17 protein-coding genes are annotated in these 18,001 nt (G+C 72.5%); 12 read left to right on the top strand and 5 right to left on the bottom strand.

Features of this window, described 5'->3' with window-relative positions; genetic code table 11:
* Positions 1–147: 147 nt before the first annotated feature.
* The 7 genes from ABZ845_RS29975 to ABZ845_RS29945 all read left to right on the top strand — a co-directional run bounded on the left by ABZ845_RS29975 (position 148) and on the right by ABZ845_RS29945 (position 5,604).
* A complete protein-coding gene (locus ABZ845_RS29975) occupies positions 148–1,014 on the top strand; it encodes a RodZ domain-containing protein (RefSeq protein WP_360985981.1) in 867 nt (288 codons plus the stop codon).
* 125 nt (positions 1,015–1,139) lie between these two features.
* Positions 1,140–2,612, top strand: a complete 1,473-nt coding sequence (rimO, locus tag ABZ845_RS29970; protein ID WP_360985978.1) for a 30S ribosomal protein S12 methylthiotransferase RimO — start codon at positions 1,140–1,142, stop codon at positions 2,610–2,612.
* Positions 2,609–3,406 (top strand): CDP-diacylglycerol--glycerol-3-phosphate 3-phosphatidyltransferase, encoded by a 798-nt coding sequence (gene pgsA / locus ABZ845_RS29965; protein ID WP_360985975.1) that lies wholly within the window; start codon positions 2,609–2,611, stop codon positions 3,404–3,406. The genes rimO and pgsA overlap by 4 nt, the downstream gene beginning before the upstream one ends.
* The gene (locus ABZ845_RS29960) at positions 3,403–3,948 is read left to right on the top strand and encodes a CinA family protein (RefSeq protein WP_360985972.1); all 546 of its coding nucleotides are present in this window, start codon (positions 3,403–3,405) and stop codon (positions 3,946–3,948) included. Before pgsA ends, ABZ845_RS29960 begins: the two co-directional genes overlap by 4 nt.
* 109 nt (positions 3,949–4,057) lie before the next feature.
* Entirely contained in the window at positions 4,058–4,435 is a 378-nt protein-coding gene (locus ABZ845_RS29955; protein WP_055511872.1) for a helix-turn-helix transcriptional regulator, read from the top strand.
* A 242-nt stretch (positions 4,436–4,677) separates the two neighbouring features.
* Positions 4,678–5,148: a DNA starvation/stationary phase protection protein gene (locus tag ABZ845_RS29950; RefSeq protein ID WP_360985969.1), complete on the top strand. Its 471-nt coding sequence runs from the start codon at positions 4,678–4,680 to the stop codon at positions 5,146–5,148.
* A 192-nt stretch (positions 5,149–5,340) separates the two neighbouring features.
* Positions 5,341–5,604, top strand: coding sequence for a hypothetical protein (locus ABZ845_RS29945; protein WP_360985966.1), 264 nt, complete (start codon positions 5,341–5,343; stop codon positions 5,602–5,604).
* A 111-nt stretch (positions 5,605–5,715) separates the two neighbouring features.
* Here ABZ845_RS29945 and ABZ845_RS29940 read toward each other — a convergent pair whose 3' ends face one another.
* Genes ABZ845_RS29940 through ABZ845_RS29930 form a run of 3 tightly spaced genes read right to left on the bottom strand, consistent with a single transcriptional unit; the run spans position 5,716 to position 12,385 of the window.
* Positions 5,716–6,477, bottom strand: a complete 762-nt coding sequence (locus tag ABZ845_RS29940) for an SDR family NAD(P)-dependent oxidoreductase (protein WP_360985963.1) — start codon at positions 6,475–6,477, stop codon at positions 5,716–5,718.
* Between the two features lie 33 nt (positions 6,478–6,510).
* Entirely contained in the window at positions 6,511–7,377 is an 867-nt protein-coding gene (locus tag ABZ845_RS29935) for a DNA-formamidopyrimidine glycosylase family protein (RefSeq protein ID WP_360985960.1), read from the bottom strand.
* A gap of 46 nt (positions 7,378–7,423) precedes the next feature.
* Positions 7,424–12,385, bottom strand: coding sequence for an ATP-dependent helicase (locus tag ABZ845_RS29930; protein ID WP_360985957.1), 4,962 nt, complete (start codon positions 12,383–12,385; stop codon positions 7,424–7,426).
* Positions 12,386–12,495: 110 nt separating this feature from the next.
* Between ABZ845_RS29930 and ABZ845_RS29925 the strand changes: the two genes are divergently transcribed.
* From ABZ845_RS29925 to ABZ845_RS29915, 3 genes are read left to right on the top strand one after another with little or no spacing between them, the layout of a single operon-like run.
* Positions 12,496–13,437, top strand: coding sequence for an AraC family transcriptional regulator (locus tag ABZ845_RS29925; protein ID WP_360985954.1), 942 nt, complete (start codon positions 12,496–12,498; stop codon positions 13,435–13,437).
* A complete protein-coding gene (locus ABZ845_RS29920; protein WP_360985951.1) occupies positions 13,389–14,285 on the top strand; it encodes an AzlC family ABC transporter permease in 897 nt (298 codons plus the stop codon). Before ABZ845_RS29925 ends, ABZ845_RS29920 begins: the two co-directional genes overlap by 49 nt.
* Positions 14,282–14,596, top strand: coding sequence for an AzlD domain-containing protein (locus tag ABZ845_RS29915; protein ID WP_360985948.1), 315 nt, complete (start codon positions 14,282–14,284; stop codon positions 14,594–14,596). The genes ABZ845_RS29920 and ABZ845_RS29915 overlap by 4 nt, the downstream gene beginning before the upstream one ends.
* A gap of 55 nt (positions 14,597–14,651) precedes the next feature.
* On the opposite strand, the gene ABZ845_RS29910 is transcribed toward ABZ845_RS29915, so the two are convergent.
* A complete protein-coding gene (locus tag ABZ845_RS29910; RefSeq protein WP_360985945.1) occupies positions 14,652–15,596 on the bottom strand; it encodes a hypothetical protein in 945 nt (314 codons plus the stop codon).
* Positions 15,597–15,676: 80 nt separating this feature from the next.
* Here ABZ845_RS29910 and ABZ845_RS29905 point away from each other — a divergent pair, with 80 nt between their 5' ends.
* Both ABZ845_RS29905 and ABZ845_RS29900 read left to right on the top strand, forming a co-directional pair.
* Complete coding sequence (locus ABZ845_RS29905) at positions 15,677–15,871, top strand: DUF3046 domain-containing protein (RefSeq protein ID WP_360985943.1); 195 nt, start codon at positions 15,677–15,679, stop codon at positions 15,869–15,871.
* Between the two features lie 60 nt (positions 15,872–15,931).
* On the top strand, positions 15,932–17,158 hold the full coding sequence (locus ABZ845_RS29900) for an AI-2E family transporter (protein ID WP_360985940.1): 1,227 nt from the start codon (positions 15,932–15,934) through the stop codon (positions 17,156–17,158).
* Between the two features lie 43 nt (positions 17,159–17,201).
* Here the strand turns inward: ABZ845_RS29900 and ABZ845_RS29895 are convergent, their stop codons facing one another.
* Positions 17,202–17,552, bottom strand: coding sequence for a VOC family protein (locus ABZ845_RS29895; protein ID WP_360985937.1), 351 nt, complete (start codon positions 17,550–17,552; stop codon positions 17,202–17,204).
* Between the last annotated feature and the right edge of the window lie 449 nt (positions 17,553–18,001).

Raw genomic sequence — 18,001 nt, 5'->3', positions numbered from 1 at the left:
GCGAGGGGACAGGTACGTGGCCCACCATGAGGATGACCAGCCATTCGGATGGCGTACAAAGTCATACCGCCCGGTTGCCTCACCCTTTCGTACCCCCCCTAGACTGAACTTCCAGCACAGGTGGCTCAACGCTCGAAAGGCGCCCCCGTGTCCATCGGTAACTCCCCTGACGACAACTCCCCCGAGGATGCGCGTCCGTTCGACGGCGAACGCGCGGACGACAGTGCGTCGGAACGCCTGTCGATCGGCCGGGCCCTGCGGCAGGCGCGCATCGCGGCCGGGCTGACCGTCGACGACATCAGCCATGCCACCCGGGTCCGGATCGTCATCGTGCAGGCGATCGAACAGGACGATTTCGCCCCCTGCGGCGGCGATGTCTACGCCCGCGGTCATATCCGCACGCTCGCGCGTGCCGTGCATCTCGACCCGGCCCCGCTGCTCGCGCAGTACGCCGAGGACCACGGCGCGGGAGCGGCCCCCACCCCGGCGAACCCGCTCTTCCAGGCGGAACGTATCCGCCCGGACCGGCGCGGGCCCAACTGGACCGCGGCCATGGTGGCGGCGATCGTGGTGGTGATCGCTTTCGTCGGGTTCACCATGGTCAAGGGCGGTGACAGCGGGAACACCGCGAAGCCGCCGGCCGCCAAGGGCCCCGAGACGAGCTCGGGCAGGCCCTCCTCGCCCGCTCCCAAGAGCAGCAAGCCCGCTCAGAAGCCCGAGCCGACCGACAGCGCCATCGCGGCGGCGCCCCGTGACAAGGTCACCGTCCAGGTCAGCGCCACGGGCGGCCGCAGCTGGATCTCCGCCAAGGACCACAACGGCCATGTCCTCTTCGACGGGCTGCTCAAGCAGGGCGACTCCCAGACCTTCCAGGACAAGGACAAGATCGACCTGGTCCTCGGGGACGCGGGAGCGATCGAGCTGTACGTCAACGGCAAGAAGATCCAGGACGACTTCCAGCCGGGCCAGGTCGAGCGCCTGACCTACACGAAGGGTGACCCGGTCACCGGCTGACACAGGCCCGCCGAGCCCTTCCGGAGGGACCGAGCGGGACCGAAGGGCAGGGACACACGGGGTTGGCCAAGATCGGCCAACCCCGTCGACGTGGGCTCTCAGCGGGACGAAGTAGTCTTGAGCCCATGCCTGAACGCCGTACCGTCGCACTCGTCACCCTTGGCTGCGCCCGTAACGAGGTGGACTCGGAGGAGCTCGCAGGCCGTTTGGAGGCGGACGGCTGGCAGCTCGTCGAGGACGCCGCGGAAGCGGACGTCGCGGTCGTCAACACCTGTGGCTTCGTCGAGGCCGCGAAGAAGGACTCCGTCGACGCCCTCCTCGAGGCCAACGACCTCAAGAGCCATGGCCGCACGCAGGCCGTCGTGGCGGTCGGCTGCATGGCCGAGCGGTACGGCAAGGAGCTCGCCGAGGCCCTGCCGGAGGCGGACGGCGTGCTCGGCTTCGACGACTACACGGACATCTCGGACCGCCTGCAAACCATCCTGAGCGGCGGCATCCACGCTTCGCACACGCCCCGTGACCGGCGCAAGCTGCTGCCCATCAGCCCGGCCGAGCGCCAGGAATCGGCCACCTCGGTCGCCCTGCCCGGGCACGGGCCGGCGGACCTCCCCGAGGGCGTCGCCCCCGCATCCGGTCCCCGGGCGCCCCTGCGCCGCCGTCTGGACGGCGCACCGGTCGCCTCGGTGAAGCTGGCCTCCGGCTGTGACCGCCGCTGCTCCTTCTGCGCCATCCCCTCCTTCCGCGGCTCCTTCATCTCACGCCGGCCCAGCGATGTGCTGAACGAGACGCGCTGGCTGGCCGAACAGGGCGTGAAGGAGATCATGCTGGTCTCCGAGAACAACACCTCCTACGGCAAGGACCTTGGAGACATCCGCCTCCTGGAGTCCCTCCTGCCCGAGCTGGCCGAGGTGGACGGCCTCGAGCGTGTCCGCGTCAGCTACCTCCAGCCCGCCGAGATGCGGCCCGGGCTGATCGACGTGCTGACCTCCACCCCCAAGGTCACCCCGTACTTCGACCTGTCCTTCCAGCACTCGGCGCCCGGTGTGCTGCGTGCGATGCGGCGATTCGGTGACACCGACCGCTTCCTGGAGCTGCTGGACACCATCAGAAGCAAGGCCCCCCAGGCCGGTGTGCGCTCCAACTTCATCGTGGGCTTCCCCGGCGAGAGCGAAGCCGACCTGGCCGAGCTGGAGCGCTTCCTGAACGGCGCGCGGCTGGACGCGATCGGCGTCTTCGGCTACTCGGACGAGGAGGGCACCGAGGCCGCGACCTACGACGACAAGCTGGACCAGGACGTCGTCGCCGAGCGGCTGGCCCGGGTCTCCCGGCTGGCCGAGGAACTGGTGTCGCAGCGCGCCGAGGAGCGCGTCGGCGAGACCGTGCACGTGCTCGTGGAGTCCGTGGACGGCGAGGACGGCGCGTACGGCCGCGCCGCTCACCAGGCTCCCGAGACGGACGGGCAGGTCCTGTTCACGACGGGCGCGGGCCTGCGGGTGGGCCGTATGGTCGAGGCGAAGGTGGTCGGTACGGAAGGTGTCGACCTGGTGGCCGAGCCGCTCCAGGGCGCGTTCGGCCGTCCCGAGGAGGCGGGCAGATGACCGGAATCCCGGCATCCGCGGCGGGCGGCTCCTCCGGTGCGCGTGGAGCGGCGCCCGCGAAGGGCGGCTCCGGCGCCTCGGGACTGCCCGGCGGCAGGGCGGCGGCCAAAGGGTCCGCCGGGGCCGCGGAGGCCGCGGCGGCGAGCCAAGGTGATCAGGACGGCGCACGGTCGGCGCGGGGCGGCAAGCTGACCGCAGCGGCGGTCAACCAGGCAAGCGTCTGGAACGTCGCCAACCTCCTGACGATGCTCCGCCTGGTCCTCGTACCGGGCTTCGTCGCGCTGATGCTGGCGGGCGGCGGATACGACCCTGCGTGGCGCTCGCTCGCCTGGGCGGCCTTCGCCGTCGCCATGATCACCGACCTGTTCGACGGGCATCTGGCGCGCACCTACAACCTCGTCACGGACTTCGGGAAGATCGCCGACCCCATCGCCGACAAGGCGATCATGGGCGCGGCCCTGATCTGCCTGTCCTGGCTCGGAGATCTTCCGTGGTGGGTGACCGGGGTGATCCTCGGCCGTGAGCTCGGCGTCACCCTGCTGCGCTTCGTGGTGATCCGCTACGGCGTGATCCCGGCGAGCCGCGGCGGCAAGCTCAAGACGCTCACACAGGGCGTGGCGGTCGGCATGTACGTCCTGGCGCTCACCGGTTGGCTCGCGACCCTGCGGTTCTGGGTGATGGCCGCGGCGATCGTCCTGACCGTCGTCACAGGACTCGACTATGTGAGACAAGCCGTCGTGCTGCGCAGGCGCGGCATCGCGGAGCGCCGGGCCGCCGAGGAGACAGAGCGTTGAACTCCCCGGCCGCCGAGGCGCTGCGACTACTCACGGTGAGGGGCGAGACGCTCGCCGTGGCCGAGTCGCTGACCGGCGGCCTGGTTGCCGCGGAGATCACCGCGGTGCCCGGAGCCTCCCAGACCTTCCGCGGCTCCGTGACCGCCTACGCCACCGATCTCAAGCGGGACGTCCTCGGGGTCGACGGTGCGCTTCTGGACGCTCGCGGGGCGGTGGATCCGCAGGTCGCGGCCCAGATGGCGGCCGGGGTGCGCATGGCGCTCGGCGCCGACTGGGGCCTCGCGACCACCGGTGTGGCCGGTCCCGAACCGCAGGACGGACAGCCGGTCGGCACCGTGTTCGTGGCCGTCCAGGGGCCGCGCGAGGAGGTTTCGGGCGAACTCGGCGGCGGGAAAGTGGTCCGTCTGCGGTTGAACGGTGACCGTGCGGAAATCCGTATGGAGAGTGTACGGAGCGTGCTCGCGCTGCTTCTGAAGGAGCTCGTGGGCGAACAGAGCGAGAATGAGCGGGCACAGGATACGGAACAGAACGGGGGGACTTGATGTTTGCAGCCCTGAGTGAACAGAGCAGCGCTCCCCGCACGGCCGCGGCGCGAGGCGGTACGGTGGGGCGTGAAGGATGCGGTTACGCGGTCCGAGGAGGGAGCCACCGATGATTTTGCTCCGTCGCCTGCTGGGTGACGTGCTGCGTCGGCAGCGCCAGCGCCAGGGCCGTACTCTGCGCGAAGTCTCCTCGTCCGCCCGAGTTTCGCTCGGCTATCTCTCCGAGGTGGAGCGGGGGCAGAAGGAGGCGTCCTCCGAACTGCTCTCCGCGATCTGCGACGCGCTGGACGTACGGATGTCCGAGCTCATGCGGGAAGTGAGCGACGAGCTCGCCCTCGCCGAGCTGGCACAGTCGGCTGCGGCCACCGAACCGGTGCCCGCACCGGTACGTCGCCCGATGCTCAATTCCGTGTCCGTCGCCGGTGTCCCACCGGAACGGGTCACGATCAAGGCGCCCACCGAGGCAGTGGACGTGGTCGCCGCCTGACCCTCACACGCGTGGGCGGGTGAGGCGGCAATCGTACGAGAGCCCCGGCCGGGGCTGCTCCGGGGGACCGGAGGAGCGCGGCCGGGGCTCTCGCGTGCCCGGACCGGCCTTTGCGCCGGTCCTCGTGCGTCACGGGCCGGAGTTGCCCCGTTTGCCGGGGCCGGGTGGTGCCGTCATCGTGGAAGGGCGAGGGGTCGACCCCTTGGGGCTCGGGGCCCGGCGAACGCTTCCGGAGGATGCCGATGTACGTCGTGAAGAGCCCGCTGTCCGACAACGACCTCAAGGCGGTCTCCGAGGCGCTGCAGGGAGCCCTGGTCGATCTGGTGGACCTCTCCCTGGTGGCGAAGCAGGTGCACTGGAACGTGATCGGACCGCGCTTCCGCTCCATCCACCTGCAACTCGACGAAGTCGTGGACAGCGCACGACAGCACTCGGACACGGTGGCGGAGCGGGCCTCGGCCCTGGGCGTCCCGCCGGACGGTCGTGCTGCGACGGTCGCGCAGGGCAGCGGGATCGGCCCTGTGCCGCAGGGCTGGGTGAAGGACACGGACGCGGTGGGCACGCTCGTCTCGGCCCTGGGCGCGGTGATCACGCGCATGCGGGAGCGGGTGGCCTCGACCGCCGAGGCGGATCCGGTCAGCCAGGACCTACTCATCGGCATCACCGCCGACCTGGAGAAGCATCACTGGATGTTCCAGGCGGAGAACGGGTGAGCCGGGCGGGTGGGGAGTGCTGGGCGCCGGCAGGCGGGGCGTTCGCTGCCCGGTGTCTGCGCGGGACGCGCCGCATCCGACAGATGCCTGGGGCATGCGCGGGGTCCGGTGCGCCTGTGTGCCGCTGGTGCGCCCTCCCTGGCGGTGACGGGCCGGTCTAGGGTCTGGTTCCTCGAGTGGGAGGTGACGGCCATGGCGGGGCGCGCGGCGCGCAGGGGGATTGCGCTGGCGCTCGGTGCGCTGTGGTGGTGGGGGGTGCTCCGACTCGTGCTGGCACCCCACGCCGGGGTGCTGGAAGGGGCGGTCGCGACCGGGGGCTGGGGACTGAGTCTGCTGCCGGTGCACTGTGTGCCGAAGAGCCGGGCCGAGGGGGCGGCCGGGTCGGACCAGTGGGCCCTGTCCTGGCGACGGTGGCGTACCGCTCGGGTGCGCGGGAGGGGCGCGCAACCCGGGTGAGGGGCGGGGCGCAGGGGGAGCGGGCGGGACCGGCGTGACCGGGTCCGGGGGTGTTCAGGTGACTCCCGGGGCCGGGAGGGCCCGGCCCGGCCGCGCGTCACCGCCCCGGGCTCACCATGGCATGGCCACCCCTCCGTTCGGCCGGAGGATCTGGCCGGTGGTGAACGACGCGGCGTCGGAAGCCAGATGGAGGACGGCATGGGCGATGTCCTCCGGTTCGCCGACCCGGCCCAGGGGTGACATCCGGGCCATGGACGCCTCTGTCCGCTCCTGTGCCTCCCCGTGCCGAGTGGTCATCGGCGTCCGGATCCAGCCGGGAGCCACGGCGTTGACCCGGATACCGTGCGGTCCGGCCTCGGTTGCCAGGGTCTTCGTCAGCTGCACCACCGCGGCCTTCGTGACGCCGTAACAGAGCAGTCCAGGGCCGCCGGTGTCGATGGCGCCCGAAGCCATGGTGACGATGCTGCCGCGCGTACCGTCCCCGATCATGCGGAGGGCGGCCTCCTGGCAAGCGTGGAGCACGCCCTTGAAGTTGACGGCCAGCACCCGGTCGAGATCTTCGTCGCGCGTCTCCAGCACAGGGCTGCTGTGCATGATCCCGGCGATCGCGGCCATCACGTCCAGGCGGGCGCAGGAGGCGACGGCCTGATGCACCTGTGCCCGGTCGCTCACGTCGAGTTGATGGGTGCGGGCCGTGCCCCCGAGGTCCTTGATCCGGGCCGCGGTCTCGTCCAGGCCCTGTGCGTCGCGGTCGGCGCAGTGCACGATCGCGCCTGCCTGCGCGAGCAGTACGGCGCAGGCGCGGCCGATGCCGCTGGCCGCGCCGGTGACGAATGCGGTGCGTCCGCTGAGGTCGTACGCCGTGACGGGCATGACATCGACGGTACGAGGATTTCTGACGGATCGTCAATTGGTGGTGAGGGGGCGGCTGTCATCACCGCCGGGCCGCCCCCGGGGCCGGAACCGGGGCGGGGGCTGGGCCGGACACGGTCCCCACTGGCAGGCCGGGCACCAATACGTGGGGCGCTCCCGGGAGCCGTCACCCTGGTCCGCCACCCGGACAGGGGTGCCGCAGCGCAGGCAGGGGCGGGGCGCCCGGCCGTACACGAAGAGGTTCTGGTCGCGCCGCCCCGTGGTGTTGCGCGCCGGGCGGTCGCGGTTGGCCTCCAGGAGCCTCTTGGCGAGGGCCGGGAGGCGGGCGGCGTACTCGGCGGGCAGGGCGCCGACGGGCAGCCATGGGGTGGCCCGCAGCAGGAAGCACAGCTCGCTCTTGTAGACATTGCCGATGCCGGCGAGGTTGCGCTGATCCAAGAGCGCCTCACCGAGGGTGCGGCCGGGGTCGCTCAGCAGGTTCTCCAGCGCCCTTTCGGGGTCCCAGTCGGGGCCCAGCAGGTCGGGGCCGAGATGTCCCACGGCGCGGTCCTCCTCGGACGTCCGCAGCAGTTCCAGGACGGGCAGGCGGTAGCCGACCGCCGTGCGGTCGGCCGTTCCGAGGACCGCCCGGATCTGGTGGGCGGGACCGCCGCTCCAGCGCTGTCCCAGCGCGTAGATCTTCCAGGCGCCGTCCATCCTCAGATGGGAGTGCAGCGTGAGCCCGCCCTCGATCCGGGTGAGGAGGTGCTTTCCGCGCGGGGTGACGTCCAGGACGGCGCGGCCGGTCAGGTCGGCCGTGGCGAACGCGGGCACCCGGAGGTCGGACCGGGTCAGCACCTTGCCCGCGAGCGCCTTGTGCAGACGTCCCGCGGCCTGGTGGACGGTGTCGCCTTCGGGCATGGGTCAAGGGTGACACGTCCGGGCCTGCGAGCCTCGTGCCGGCGGCTCACGCGCGGATGCGCAGCCCGCGCGGGGTCGCTATGAAGCCCGCTCCCTCCAGGAGGACGCCGTACGGGGACGAGAGGGCCGAGGCGCCGTTGACGCGCTCCACCGTCACCGTGCCGAGCGAACCCGCGCGCGCGGACTCTCCGAGGGCCCCGACGGCGGCGCGCAGCCGGGAGTCGTCCGTCGGCTCGGCCTCCGGGCCGGACGGCCACGCCAGCAGCGTCTTGCCGCCCCGCTCCATGTAGAGCGCCAGCTCACCGTCGACCAGCACCACCAGCGAGCCGGCCTTGCGCCCCGGCTTGTGTCCCGCCTCCGTCGGCGGCTCGGGCCAGGGGAGTGCGGCGCCGTAGACGTTGGCCGGGTCCGCGGCGGCCAGGACCACGGTCCGAGACGGGCCGGCGGTGCGGGTGCGATGGGGAGGGAGGGCCGGATACGGCCGGCCGTACGTGGTTCCCGAGCCGGGGCCGGAGCCGGGCTCCCCGGCAGGCGAGCCGGAGCGGGAGCCCGAGCGTGGGCCTCCGAACCCGGGAGCGGACAGTAGGTCGTGGCCGTCGCCGGAACCGTCTGCGGAGCCGAACGGGAAGCCGTCACCGAACGGGTCCTCCAGCGCGTCGTGGTCACCGGTGGGTCCGGTGGCCCCGAACGGGTGTGGGGGTGCTCCGGGGAAGCCGTGCGAGAAGCCGTTCCCGGTGCTCGGGCCCGTGCCGGGCAGCGGCTCATTCCGCTCGCGCGCGTTCGCCACCGACCTCAGCCGGTCCACCGCGCCGTCCATCGCGAACTGCGCCGCGCCAAGACCCTCCACCACATAGCCGCGCCTGGCCTGACCGCTGTCCTCGAAGGCGGACAGGACCCGGTACACGGCGGAGAAACCGCCCTCCACGCCCTCCGCCGCCACGGCGCCGCGGGTCACCACTCCGTGCCGGTCCAGAAGCGTCCGCGCCAGGGCATGCGCGCGCACGGTGGGGTCGGCCTCACGGGCGGGAAGCAGCGACCATCGGCCCGCCACCGTCGGCGGCCCCGTACGGGACTGGGGCCGGGCGGCGGCCGTCAGCGAGCCGTACCGTCCGCGCGGCACCGCGCGCTTGGCGCGATGGGCGGTGGAGCCCGCGGTGCGGCCCGAGCCGAGCAGCGACCGCATCGGGGTGAGCGTGTCGTTCGTCAGCCGTCCCGACCAGGCCAGGTCCCAGACCGCGTCGGCCAGCTGGGGATCCGTGACGTCCGGGTGCGTCGTGGCGCGGACCTGGTCGGCGATCTGGCGGAAGAACAGGCCGTAGCCGCCCGACAGGGCCTCCAGCACCGACTGGTGGACGGCGGTCAGTTCCAGGGGGTGCGGGGCGGGGAGCAGCAGAGGGGCCGCGTCCGCCAGATACAGGGAGATCCAGCCGTCCTTGCCGGGCAGCGCGCCCGCGCCCGCCCACACGAGTTCACCGGCCGCCGTCAGCTCGTCCAGCATCCCGGGCGTGTAGTTCGCGACGCGTGACGGCAGGACGAGCTTCTCCAGGGCCGACGCGGGCACGGACGCGCCCTGCAACTGCTCGACAGCGCGCACCAGTCCGTCGGTGCCGCGCAGCCCATGGCCCCCGCCGACGTGCTGCCACTGCGGCAGGAACTGCGCCAGTGCGGCCGGTGCGACGGGCTCCAGCTCATGCCGCAGCGCCGCCAGGGAACGGCGCCGCAGGCGGCGCAGCACCGCCGCGTCGCACCACTCCTGTCCGATCCCCGCGGGATGGAACTCTCCCTGGACGATCCGGCCGGCCGCCGCCAGCCGCTGCAGCGCGCCCTCGGTCACGGCCACCCCGAGACCGAACCGCGCGGCGGCGGTGGCCGAGGTGAAGGGGCCGTGCGTGCGCGCGTACCGCGCGAGGAGGTCGCCCAGCGGGTCCTTGACCGGCTCGGTGAAGGCCTCGGGCACGCCCACCGGCAGGGCGGTGCCCAGCGCGTCACGCAGCCGGCCCGCGTCCTCGACCGCCGCCCAGTGGTCGGCGCCCGCGATACGGACCCTGATCGCCCGCCGGGCGGCGGCCAGCTCCTCCACCCACTGTGGCTCGGCCCCACGCTCCACGAGCTCGGCGCCGGTCAGCGGCCCGAGCAGTCGCAGTACATCGGCGACCGCCTCGACGTCCTTGATGCGCCGGTCCTCGGTGAGCCACTGCAGCTCGCGCTCCAGCTCGGCGAGCACCTCGGCGTCGAGCAGCTCACGCAGCTCCGCCTGGCCCAGCAGTTCCGCCAGCAGCCGGGAATCCAGCGACAGCGCGGCGGCGCGCCGCTCGGCGAGAGGCGAGTCCCCCTCGTAGAGGAACTGCGCGACGTACCCGAACAGGAGCGAGCGGGCGAACGGGGACGGCTCCGGGGTGGTGACCTCGACAAGCCGCACCTTGCGCGACTCGATGTCGCCCATCAGCTCGACGAGACCCGGAACGTCGAAGACGTCCTGGAGGCACTCGCGGACCGCCTCCAGGACGATCGGGAACGAGCCGAACTCACTTGCCACCTGTAGCAGTTGGGCGGCGCGCTGGCGCTGCTGCCACAACGGGGTGCGTTTGCCCGGGTTGCGGCGCGGCAGCAGCAGCGCGCGGGCCGCGCACTCCCGGAACCGGGAGGCGAACAGCGCCGAGCCGCCGACCTGGTCGGTGACGATCTGGTCGACCTCGCCCTTGTCGAAGGCCACATCCGCCGCGCCGACGGGTGCCTGCTCGGAGTCGTACTCCGAGCCCGTCCTCATCGGCTCCTGGTCCAGGAGGTCGAGGCTCATCAGGTCCGCGTCGGGCAGCCGCAGCACGATCCCGTCGTCGGCGTGCATCACCTGGGCGTCCATGCCGTAGCGCTCGGCCAGCCGGGCGCCCAGCGCGAGCGCCCAGGGCGCGTGGACCTGGGCGCCGAACGGGGAGTGCACCACCACCCGCCAGTCGCCCAGCTCGTCCCGGAACCGCTCGACGACGATCGTCCGGTCGTCCGGGACGTGGCCGCAGGCCTCGCGCTGCTCACGCAGATACGACAGCACGTTGTCCGCGGCCCATGTGTCGAGCCCCGCGGCCAGCAGCCTCGGCCGCGCGTCCTGCTCGGGCAGCGAGCCCACCTCGCGCAGGAACGCGCCCACCGCGCGGCCCAGCTCCAGCGGACGGCCCAGCTGGTCACCCTTCCAGAAGGGAAGCCTGCCGGGAACGCCGGGAGCCGGGGAGACGAGGACCCGGTCGCGTGTGATGTCCTCGATCCGCCAGGAACTGGTGCCCAGCGTGAACACGTCCCCGACCCGGGACTCGTACACCATCTCCTCGTCCAGCTCGCCGACCCGCCCCCCGCCCTTCTTCGGGTCGGCCCCGGCGAGGAACACCCCGAACAGCCCGCGGTCGGGAATCGTGCCCCCGGAGGTGACGGCGAGACGCTGGGCGCCAGGGCGGCCCGTGATCGTGCCCGCGACACGGTCCCACACCACGCGCGGGCGCAGCTCGGCGAAGGCGTCCGAGGGGTAGCGGCCCGCGAGCATGTCCAGCACCGCCGTGAACGCCGACTCGGGCAGCGAGGCGAACGGCGCCGCCCGGCGGACCATCGCCAGGAGGTCGTCGAACTGCCAGGTGTCCAGGGCCGTCATGGCGACGAGCTGCTGGGCGAGCACGTCGAGCGGGTTCGCCGGGACCCTCAGGGACTCGATGGACCCGGCGCGCATCCGCTCGGTGACGACCGCGGACTGGACCAGGTCGCCTCGGTACTTGGGGAAGACCACACCGGTGGAGACGGCACCGACCTGGTGCCCCGCGCGGCCCACCCGCTGGAGCCCGGAGGCCACGGACGGCGGGGACTCGACCTGGACGACGAGGTCCACCGCCCCCATGTCGATGCCCAGCTCGAGGCTGGAGGTGGCCACGACGGCGGGCAGCCGGCCAGCCTTCAGATCCTCCTCCACCAGGGCGCGCTGCTCCTTGGAGACCGAGCCGTGGTGGGCGCGGGCGAGCACCGGGGGCGCGCCCTGGGCCGCCCCCGAGCCCCCCATCAGCTCGGCGGGAGCGTGGTGTTCCGCCAGAGTCTCGCCGGTGGCCCGCTCGTACGCGATCTCGTTGAGCCGGTTGCACAGACGCTCCGCGAGACGCCGGGAGTTGGCGAAGACGATCGTGGAACGATGGGCCTGGACGAGATCGGCGATGCGCTCCTCGACGTGCGGCCAGATGGACGGGCGCTCCGCACCCCCGTCCGAGTCGGCGACCGGGGAGCCGCCCAGCTCGCCGAGATCCTCCACCGGGACGACGACGGAGAGGTCGAACTCCTTGCCGGACTCGGGCTGGACGATCTCCACCTTGCGGCGAGGGGAGAGAAAGCGGGCCACCTCGTCCACGGGGCGCACCGTGGCGGACAGGCCGATGCGGCGCGCGGGCCTGGGCAGCAGTTCGTCGAGCCGCTCCAGGGACAGCGCCAGATGCGCGCCCCGCTTGGTGCCCGCCACCGCGTGCACCTCGTCCAGGATCACCGTCTCCACGCCCGCCAGCGCGTCGCGCGTGGCCGATGTCAGCATCAGGAACAGCGACTCGGGAGTCGTGATCAGGATGTCCGGCGGGCGGGTGGCCAGGGCGCGGCGCTCGGGAGCCGGGGTGTCGCCGGAGCGGATGCCCACCTTCACCTCCGGCTCGGGCAGCCCGAGCCGGACCGACTCGTGGCGGATGCCCGTGAGCGGACTGCGCAGATTGCGCTCCACATCGACCGCGAGCGCCTTCAGCGGGGACACGTACAGCACCCGGCAGCGCTTCTTGGGGTCGGCGGGCGGCGGAGCGGACGCCAGCTGGTCGAGCGCGGCCAGGAACGCGGCCAGCGTCTTGCCGGACCCGGTCGGCGCGACCACCAGCACGTCCGAACCCTCGGCGATGGCGCGCCACGCCCCGGCCTGGGCCGCGGTGGGCGCGGAGAACGCCCCCGTGAACCAGCCGCGGGTCGCGGGGGAGAAGCCGTCGAGGGCTCGGTGTGCGGGACTGACCATGCGTCCATCCTGCACCCAGCCACTGACAACACATCCGACCTGCGTGGATGCCGGGCAAGGCGGTCACACGGCCCTCCGGTCCGCCGAAGACCGTGACGCAGAATGGGGGCATGGCGGGTTCAGGGGAGCGGGCGAGGCACTGGCGGTACGAGGACCTGCCGGGCGTCGACCTGCTGCGGGCCCGCTACATCCGCAAGACCTTCGTACGGCACACCCACGAGCACTTCGTGATCGCGGCCATCGCCGACGGCGTCGAGGTCTTCCATCACGGCGGCGCCGACCAGTACGCGGGACCGGGCTCGCTGGCCCTGGTCAACCCCGACACCCCGCACACGGGCCGGGCCGACGGGCCCGAGGGCTGGCGGTACGGGGCCGTCTACCCGTCGCCGGAACTGGTGGCCGAGATCGCCGCCGAGACCACGGCCATCCGCGGCACCCCCGGCTTCACCGGCCCGGTGCTGGAGGACCCGTACGCGGCCGGTCTCGTCCACGAGGTGCTGCGGGCCGCGGACGAGGGCAACGCGCTCGCCGCCGACACACTGCTGCGCGTCATCGTGACCCGGCTGCTGAGGCTCAACGGCGGCCGGATGCCGCGGCGTGCCGTGCGTACCGCGGGCTCCGTCACCGCCGCACGCGCGCGTGCCGTGCTCGAGGAGCGGATGGCCGGGCCCCCCAGCCTGGAGCGGCTCGCGGCCGACCTCGGCACCAGCCCGTTCGCGCTGCTGCGGGCCTTCCGAGGCACCTACGGCATGCCGCCGCACACCTGGCTGACGGACGCGCGCGTCCGCCGGGCCCGGCGTCTTCTGGACGCGGGTGTCACGCCGGCCGAGGCGGCCGTGACCGTCGGCTTCACCGACCAGCCGCACCTCAACCGCCACTTCGCCCGCATCGTGGGCGTGCCGCCGGGCGCGTATCAGCGTGAACGTCCGAGCGGCAGTCCGCGCACGCCTGGGCGCAAGAACGTACAAGACCCCGAGGACGGCCCGCTTCTACCCTCCGGGGCATGGCAGAACGGACCGCGACCGCGGACACAGGGAACGCAGGGAACATAGAAAGGCACGACGGCGGAAAACCGGACGCCGCCGTCGTCCGGGACGCCCTCGGCGTCGGGGTCGCCGTAGGGCTGTCCGGTTTCGCGTTCGGGGTGACCGCGGCGGGTGGGGGGCTCACGCTGCCGCAGACCTGCGCACTCAGCCTTCTGGTGTTCACCGGTGCCTCGCAGTTCGCGCTCGTGGGCGCCCTCGCGGCGGGCGGCAACCCGCTCACGGCCGCCGCGGGCGCCTTCTTCCTGGGCGTGCGGAACGCGTTCTACGGGCTGCGTCTGTCGCAGTTGCTGGCGCTCCCGCGCGCGGTGCGTCCGCTCGCCGCCCAGTGGGTCATCGACGAGACCACCGCCGTCGCGCTCGCCCAGCCGACCCGGCGCGGCGTCCGCATCGGCTTCACCGTCACCGGGCTCACCCTCTATGCGCTGTGGAATCTGACCACGCTCCTGGGCGCTGTGGGCGCGCAGGCCGTCGGCGACACGAACGCATGGGGCCTGGACGCCGCCGGGCCCGCGGTCTTCCTCGCGCTGCTGGCACCGATGCTCAAGGCCGCCACGGAGCGCGCCGTGGCGGGCGCCGCGGTGGTACTGGGGCTCGGCCTGCTCCCGGTACTGCCCGCCGGGGTTCCTGTGCTGGCGGCGGCACTGACCGCTCCGCTCGCCCTGTGGGTCCAGGGCCGCCGTCGCGGCGGCGCGGGCGCGGATGAGGCCGGGGCCGCGGAGACGGGTGCCGCCGACGTACGGGCGGAGACGGGCGCCGTCGGCGTACGGAACGACGTACTGCACGGACGGGATGACGTACCGCACGGACAGGACGGACCCAACGACGTCCTGCACGGACAGGGGGAACAGGGTTGAACGTCTGGATCGCCATCGGTGTGACGGCCGTGGGCTGCTATGCCGTCAAGCTCCTGGGCCTGCTGGTCCCCGCCGGGATCCTGGAGCGGCCCTTCGTCCGGCGGCTCGCGGCCCTGCTGCCAGTGGCCCTCCTGGCCGCCCTCACGGCCGAGCAGACCTTCGCCGACGGCCGGGCCCTGGTGCTCGACGCGAGGGCCGCGGGGCTCGCCGCCGCTGCCGTCGCGCTGCTTCTGCGCGCACCCTTCCTGGTCGTGGTCGCCGCCGCGGTCGTGGTGACGGCGGGAGTACGGGCGATGACGGGCTGGGCATGAGGGCCGCACCACGGGATGGGCCCGGGCGCGGCCTGTTGCCCGCGGTCTCCCGCCTTCAGCCGATCGGGCGCCCGTACGCCCGCAGGGTGCGCAGCGCCTCGATGGTCACCATGGGCCGGCATTCCAGCGCGGTGCCAGGAGCCCATTGGCGCCACCGGATCGGCCAGCCGCCGTCCTCCCGCTGGTCGGCCGCGAGGTGGTCGAGGGAGCGTGCCATCTCTGCGTCGGTGAACCACGCGCGCGCGAGGGAGCCCGGGGTACGCGCGAAGTCGTACGGGAAGTGATGCTCACCCGGGGCGTACCCGGGTGCCACCGGACAGGCATCCGGGCGGTCCGGGTCGAGGACCGCGAGCCGCTGCTCGCGCACCATGCGCCCCAGCCGGTCGGCGGCTGCCTCCGCGCGCGAGCGGTCGGGGGCCGAGTCCAGGAACGCCACGGCCGCCTCGATCTCGTAGGGATGCGAGGCCTGAAGGCGTTCGACCGTCTGCCAGCAGAAGTCGGTGGCCCGGAACAGCCACGCGTGCCACACCTCGTTCCGGTGCAGCAGGCCCACGACGGGACCCGTGGCGAGGAGGTCGCTCGGCGGGTCGTCCACCACCGGCACGAAGGGAGCCGCCGGATAGCCGCGCTGGGAGGGGTGGATCGCCGGAAGGGCGCCGTCCGGCGTCGACACGGCGGTCAGATAGCGGCACACCCGCTCCGCCCGCTGTCCGCCGCAGCGCCCGATCGAGTCCAGGACGCGCAGTGCGTGCGCGGTGTGCAGGGGCTGGCTGACCGGGCCGCGCAGATCGGGTTCGAGGGCGTGACCGTATCCGTCGTCGGTGTTGCGGTAGGCGGCCAGCGCGGTCTCCACCGGGTCGGCTTCGCCGTCCAGGAAGTGGTACGCGAAGCGCCGCTGCTCCAGCACGCGCGCGGTGAGCCAGACGAAGTGCTCGGCGCGGGACAGCGGGGAGGACGCGGGGGGCGTCGTGGGCAGTGGGGATGCTGCGGGTTCGGCCATGGATCAGACCGTAGGACGGAAAGCGGCCCCTGCGAGCGGCCATCGCCCGGGCCCACTCTCAGGGGCTGGATACTGGAGTCATGCGGTTGACGGTCTTCTGGCAGCGGATGGCGGATCACTTCGGTGAGGCGTACGCCGACACCTTCGCGCGCGATCATGTGATGGCCGAGCTCGGCGGGCGCACGGTGCATCAGGCGCTGGACGGCGGCTGGGAGGCCAAGGACGTGTGGCGTGCCGTGTGCACGGCCATGAACGTTCCGCACGAAAGGCGCTGAAGGGCCGCGAAGAGAGGCCGGCCGTCCCAGGATGCCGGCGAGGTGGGTGAGACTTGCTCCGTGGCCCCGACAGACGAGACCGCGCAGGTCCCCCACCAGGAATCACCGCTCGGCACGACGCCGCCCGCCCGTCCCCCGGGCGGTGACGGTGCTCTGCCGGGCGCCCGCATGCCGCGCTGGCTGCCGCGTGCCATGGTGCTGGCCCTCGCGCTCATCGCCGTGTTCCAGCTAGGCAGCTGGGCGTTCCACCAGGTCACCGGACTGTTGATCAATATCTTGATCGCGTTCTTCCTGGCGCTCGCCATAGAACCCGCGGTGAGCTGGATGGCGGCGCACGGCCTGCGCCGCGGGCTGGCGACGTTCCTGGTGTTCCTGGGGTTGACGATCGCGGTGGCCGGGTTCGTGACCTTGCTCGGCTCGATGCTCGCGGGCCAGATCATCAAGATGGTCGAGGGATTCCCCAACTACCTTGATTCCGTCGTCAACTGGATCAATGCGACGTTCCACACAGAGCTGAGGCGTGTGGACGTGCAGGACAGCCTGGTCCACTCGGACTGGCTCAGACGGTACGTCCAGAACAGCGCAACCGGCGTCCTGGACGTCTCCGCCCAGGTCCTGGGCGGCCTCTTCCAGCTGCTGACGATCGCGCTGTTCTCGTTCTACTTCGCCGCCGACGGGCCCCGGCTGCGGCGCGCGCTGTGCTCCGTGCTGCCGCCCGCCCGGCAGGCCGAGGTGCTGCGTGCCTGGGAGATCGCCGTCGACAAGACGGGTGGCTACCTCTACTCGCGCGGTCTGATGGCGCTGATCTCGGGCATCGCGCACTACGTCCTGCTCGAGGCGCTGGGCATCCCCTACGCACCCGTGCTCGCGGTCTGGGTCGGCCTGGTCTCACAGTTCATCCCCACCATCGGCACCTACCTCGCGGGCGCCCTGCCGATGCTGATCGCCTTCACCGTGGCCCCCTGGTACGCGGTGTGGGTGCTGGTCTTCGTCGTGGTCTACCAGCAGTTCGAGAACTACATGCTGCAGCCCAAGCTGACCGCCAGGTCCGTGGACATCCACCCCGCGGTCGCCTTCGGGTCGGTGATCGCGGGCACGGCTCTGCTCGGTGCGGTCGGCGCGCTGATCTCCATCCCCGCGGTCGCCACGCTGCAGGCGTTCCTGGGCGCTTACGTGAAGCGGTACGACGTCACGGACGACCCCCGTGTCCATGGGCACCGCAGGCGGGACCTGGACGGCCCCGGCGGGCGCCTGCGCCGGCTGCTGCGGGCCGAGGACTCCTCCTGAGGGGCGCCACGTCGGGCGGAGCGCCGGGCGGAGCGCGCTCGGGTCACAGGCCGTGGGCGATGGGGTGGAGCGGCTCGTAGAGGGGGAGTTCGGCGCCGCTGGGGAGCCGGATCGCCGTCAGCCTGCCCCAGCGCTGTTCGCTGACCGGCCGGGTGATCTCGACGCCCCGCGCACGGAATTCACCGAGCTGGGCATCGAGGTCGTCGCACATCAGGAAGAACTCGTGCCGGGGCGGGCCGTCGGCCGGGTGCACGGCCACCTCGGCCGGAGGCAGCTTGAAGATGAGCCAGCCGCCGCCTGCGTCGACGCCCGGGAAGCCGAGGACGTCACGGATGAAGGCGCGGTCCGCCTCGGCGTCCTGGCTGTAGAGGATGACATGCGCACCGCTGATCATGGCCGGCTCCTGCCCGTCGACGTGCTGGCGGTCCTGTCACCAGCTTGCCAGTTCGATCAGCGGCGGGCTGTCGCGATGAGCCGTCCCGGCGAGGTGTGTCCGGGCGGGCCCCCAGCCCCGGTGTCAGTCATGCCTGACGGCCCACCCGTCCCACATCAGTGCCAACACCGCCGGCAGCCCCGCGAACGTTCCGACGGCGGCGGGCATCTGGATCTCGTCGGGAGGCTTCTGCGTCGCGGCGGGGGTCCGGCTGTCGTCGGCTCCCGCTGTCCTGTGCCTCGGACCTTGAGCGTGTGCCATCGCAGTTCGAGTGGTCCGGGTTACTTCCCGTGCGGCGCGTTCGCTGACATGGGAGTGCGCCACGAGGCGCTACGCAATCGAGTGGAGGTGAAAGGCCTTCTCCGCCGGGCCGTCGCAGCGGCCTGGTGAAGCTGGGGGCAGCCTGATCC

Source organism: Streptomyces sp. NPDC047022, from assembly GCF_040644155.1.
GTDB lineage: Bacteria > Actinomycetota > Actinomycetes > Streptomycetales > Streptomycetaceae > Streptomyces.
The sequence above is the reverse complement of the archived record's forward strand: the minus strand, read 5'-3'. Positions and strand labels throughout refer to the sequence as shown.